The following is a 3,492-nucleotide window of genomic DNA, read 5'->3' as shown; positions in this document are numbered from 1 at the left end:
GTAAGTCGGTCCGTGATTAAGAGCGTAAGCGTCTGCAGGCTATGGTTTCGACTAGGCTCATTTACTCCCTTACTCTATGCTTTAAATAATACCCATTTGCCCCACTTAACAAAATCCTCCGTTTTGTTAAGCGGTCGTGCGGATGCAGGACTGGCGGGCGTTTACAGGAGGCAGGGTCTGGAGGAAGGTCGAAAACCCCCGAAATTAAACATTTCGTAGAAGAAATGTAAATGGCGAAAATCGGCGTTAATGCTGTAATGCAGTAAAAGCGGGATTAATGGCGGGGCCTGGTTAAAGCGCCGTTTAACTACATTTCGGGGCAACGTGGGCATTTGTAGTTAATCTGTAGTTATGGTTTTGTTACAGCTAACCTTTTTTGCACACTATTTTGCATTAATGGCTTGTCAGTGAATTTACTTATATGTACAATACATTCATGAAACGACGTCTCGGAAAGATGGAAATGCAGTTCCTCGCATACACACAGATGCGGAAGATGACAACGGTGCGGACTGGCGACATGCAGGAAGCCCTTGCCCTCTCCCCCAACCAGGAACGTGAGCTCCTCAGCCGCCTGTCGAGGGCCGGCATGATCGCCCGCGTGACAAGGGGCCTCTACCTTGTTCCCAAACGGCTGCCGCTCGGCGGGGTGTGGACACCCGATGAAGCCCTTGCCCTGAATGCCCTCATAGGGGAACGGGGCGGCCGCTATCAGGTCTGCGGCCCGAATGCCTTCAACTACTACGGCTTCGATGGACAGATACCCACGAGGGTCTATGCATATAACAACAAGATCTCCGGCGAGAGGACCGTTGGGGCGGTAACGCTCAACCTCATCAAGGTCGATACCGGGCGCTTGGGGGACACAAAGAAGGTCAGGACCTGGGAAGGCCTTGCAGTCCTGTATCCCTCGAGGACCCGCACTCTTGTGGATGCCGTCTACGACTGGGCACGGTTTGGCACTCTGCCCCGGGGGTATAGATGGATAAAGAAGGAACTGAAGGCAGGACGCGTCGATCCCGCGGCGCTCGTGAAATGCACGATCCGTTTCGGCGATGTAGGAACGATCAGGAGAATGGGGGTGCTATTAGAGGATGAGGGAGTGGATGAAAGGTTGTTGGAGAGGCTTGAGAGGCCTCTGAAGCCCACGTCGGCAACCATCCCGCTTGTTCCGGGGAAGCCGAAGAGGGGCAGCCTGAACAAAAGATGGAGGGTTATCGTCAATAGATAGTCGCAAATGTGGTATTGGTGACTATCTATTGATTAACCAAAAGAAGTTCACCGGCGCCTCTAGAGCGAAGCGCCCCGGCTTCCCGTCGGCACGGCTCTCATTGTTGACATTTAGTGTCATTAATGATACTATCTCTGCATGGCAGTGATAGCGGACACAGTCGCCCGGATGAAGTCAAACCCGAACAATGTGCGGTACCGGGAACTATGCCTCGTCTGCGACCACTACTTTGGTAAAGCCCGCCAGAGCAGTGGCAGCCACAGGATCTATAAAACCCCGTGGCCGGGCGACCCCCGGGTGAATATCCAGAACGAAAAGGGCAAGGCCAAAGCATATCAGGTCCAGCAGGTGCTCCTGGCCATAGAGAGATTGGAGGCTGAACATGGCTCTGAGAAATGATCATTATACATATCGCGTCACCTGGTCCGCCGAGGACGGGGAATACGTAGGGCTCTGCGCCGAGTTCCCAAGCCTGAGCTGGCTCGCTGACACACCCGAGAGCGCTCTCAGGGGTATCCGGAAGGTAGTGGAGAATGTCCTGAACGATATGCGGGAAACTGGCGAACGGATTCCCGAACCGATCGCGAGCAAGTATTATAGTGGAAGATTCATGGTCCGCGTGCCGCCACAGGTGCATCGCAAGCTCGCAACGGAAGCAGCCGAATCCGGGATTAGCCTGAACCGCCTTGCGAGTGCGAAACTGAGCCAGTGACGGACGACCCTGAACCTGTCCCATTCACCTCATAGACCCTGTGATACACCTGTCCCATAATACCCCTCCGCCACCCGTGTGACACACCGTTCGCGCCTCCGCCTCCTGTCCCGTCCGGGTACACCCTGGGGGACAGATCAGGCCTGCGTGCACCACGCCTCCATCACCAGCTCCGGGGCGTACTCGCGGAAGAGATCGAGGATCTCTTCCCGGGCAGGGTGGTCGGACGGGAGCTGCATTGCCAGGTCAAGGGGCGTCCTGCCAGCCTCGTCCCTTGCGTTCACGTCCGCCCCGGCATCGAGGAGGAGACGGGCAACGTCAGGGTGGCGCTGCTCGCACGCCCAGTGGAGTGGGGTGTGGCCACGCCTGTGCCGTGCATTCACGTCCGCGCCGGCCTCGAGGAGGAGCTGGACGGTGGCGGTGTGGCCCTGTCCGCACGCCTCATGGAGCGGGGTGACCATTTTCCAGCTCCGTTCGTTCACGTCCGCCCCGGCCTCGATGAGGAGACGGACGATGTCGGTGTGACCCTGTCCGCACGCCCAGTGGAGGGGTGTACGGCCGTGCTCGTTCAGTGCGTTCACCTCCGCCCCGGCCTCCAGGGCCTTCCTGACTGCCTCCAGGTCGCCGCGCTCGATTGCGTCGAACATGCGTCTGTCTAGTTTCATCGTCCTGCCTCCTCCTGCGTGCAGTACGCCTCCATCACCATCTCCGGGTGATGCTTGCGGTACCAGTCAAGCATGGGCTCCCGGACGTGCAGGGGATCATCGTCCGCGAGCTTGAGGACGGTCTGGAACGTGGACTCCGGGGCGTACTGGCGGAAGAGTTCAAAGAACGCATCGATCTTCCACGGCGATCTCCGATAATCCCCCGGCCCGCACATCTCAAAAGGGGTCCGGCCATAGTCCGTCTCCCTCACGTTCGGATCCGCCCCATGCTCCAGAAGGAAGCGCGCGATCTTCGTGTGACCGTAGCTACACGCCTCATGGAGGGGGGTGTAGCCGCCCCTGTCCCTCGCGTTCACGTCCGCCCCGGCCTCGAGGAGCTCGAGAAAGCGGCTCTCGGGTCGCTTCAGCCTGACCGCGCGCTCCAATCCTTTTTGTGCCTGCCATTTGTTCAAACCGCTGTCCTCCTCTGTGCTCTGTACCGTTCCTGGTACATTCCGGGGAGATCTATCGGCGGTTTTACATTCCCGTCCAGGCTCCCCCGGAAAAGCGTGGTGAGCAGTGACATCCGATCGAAGGTCTCCCGGTCCTTCTTCGGGTTGAACGCGAACCAGACAACCTCCATGGCGTCGTTGAAGTCAGCGGTCTTTGACAGGGACGCGAGGGAGTCCAGGGCCTGTGCCAGGTCGTGGTGGCGGATCTGCAACATCATCGTCCTCCTCCCTTTTTTTCCGCGCGGGCCATGTATTCCTCCAGTGCTTCCAGGATCAACGCCCGCATTGTTGTTTCCCGCTTTGCCGCCTCGATCTTGAGTGTCAGGTGGAGGTCCGCGGGGAGGTGGAGTATAAAGGCTTTGCCTTTATCCTTATCCTTGTCTCTATCGTTTT

The 3,492-nt window shown here is 57.9% G+C and carries 6 protein-coding genes; 3 read left to right on the top strand and 3 right to left on the bottom strand.

The annotated features are described in order from the left end of the window. The first annotated feature begins 436 nt into the window (after nucleotides 1–436). The 3 genes from GXX82_12950 (at nucleotide 437) to GXX82_12940 (ending at nucleotide 1,943) form a co-directional block, all read left to right on the top strand. Nucleotides 437–1,231, top strand: coding sequence for a hypothetical protein (locus GXX82_12950; protein NLT23947.1), 795 nt, complete (start codon nucleotides 437–439; stop codon nucleotides 1,229–1,231). Between the two features lie 138 nt (nucleotides 1,232–1,369). Next, nucleotides 1,370–1,630 (top strand): toxin HicA, encoded by a 261-nt coding sequence (locus tag GXX82_12945; GenBank protein NLT23946.1) that lies wholly within the window; start codon nucleotides 1,370–1,372, stop codon nucleotides 1,628–1,630. Beyond that, the gene (locus tag GXX82_12940; protein NLT23945.1) at nucleotides 1,614–1,943 is read left to right on the top strand and encodes a toxin-antitoxin system HicB family antitoxin; all 330 of its coding nucleotides are present in this window, start codon (nucleotides 1,614–1,616) and stop codon (nucleotides 1,941–1,943) included. Before GXX82_12945 ends, GXX82_12940 begins: the two co-directional genes overlap by 17 nt. Nucleotides 1,944–2,080: 137 nt before the next feature. Here the strand turns inward: GXX82_12940 and GXX82_12935 are convergent, their stop codons facing one another. The 3 genes from GXX82_12935 to GXX82_12925 all read right to left on the bottom strand — a co-directional run. After that, on the bottom strand, nucleotides 2,081–2,608 hold the full coding sequence (locus tag GXX82_12935; protein NLT23944.1) for a hypothetical protein: 528 nt from the start codon (nucleotides 2,606–2,608) through the stop codon (nucleotides 2,081–2,083). Then, nucleotides 2,605–3,219, bottom strand: coding sequence for a hypothetical protein (locus GXX82_12930; protein ID NLT23943.1), 615 nt, complete (start codon nucleotides 3,217–3,219; stop codon nucleotides 2,605–2,607). Before GXX82_12930 ends, GXX82_12935 begins: the two co-directional genes overlap by 4 nt. Nucleotides 3,220–3,313: 94 nt before the next feature. After that, the coding region (locus GXX82_12925) for a hypothetical protein (GenBank protein NLT23942.1) at nucleotides 3,314–3,492 on the bottom strand (179 nt) is incomplete at its 5' end.

The organism is Syntrophorhabdus sp., from assembly GCA_012719415.1.
Lineage (GTDB): Bacteria > Desulfobacterota > Syntrophorhabdia > Syntrophorhabdales > Syntrophorhabdaceae > Delta-02.
Note: the sequence above shows the minus strand (reverse complement) of the source record. Positions and strands in the feature narration are given on the sequence as shown.

Excerpts from the sequence above, each read along its gene's own strand:
- GXX82_12945 (NLT23946.1), top strand. The coding sequence starts at position 1,370 with ATGGCAGTGATAGCGGACACAGTCGCCCGGATGAAGTCAAACCCGAAC.
- GXX82_12935 (NLT23944.1), bottom strand. The coding sequence starts at position 2,608 with ATGAAACTAGACAGACGCATGTTCGACGCAATCGAGCGCGGCGACCTG.
- GXX82_12950 (NLT23947.1), top strand. The coding sequence starts at position 437 with ATGAAACGACGTCTCGGAAAGATGGAAATGCAGTTCCTCGCATACACA.
- GXX82_12940 (NLT23945.1), top strand. The coding sequence starts at position 1,614 with ATGGCTCTGAGAAATGATCATTATACATATCGCGTCACCTGGTCCGCC.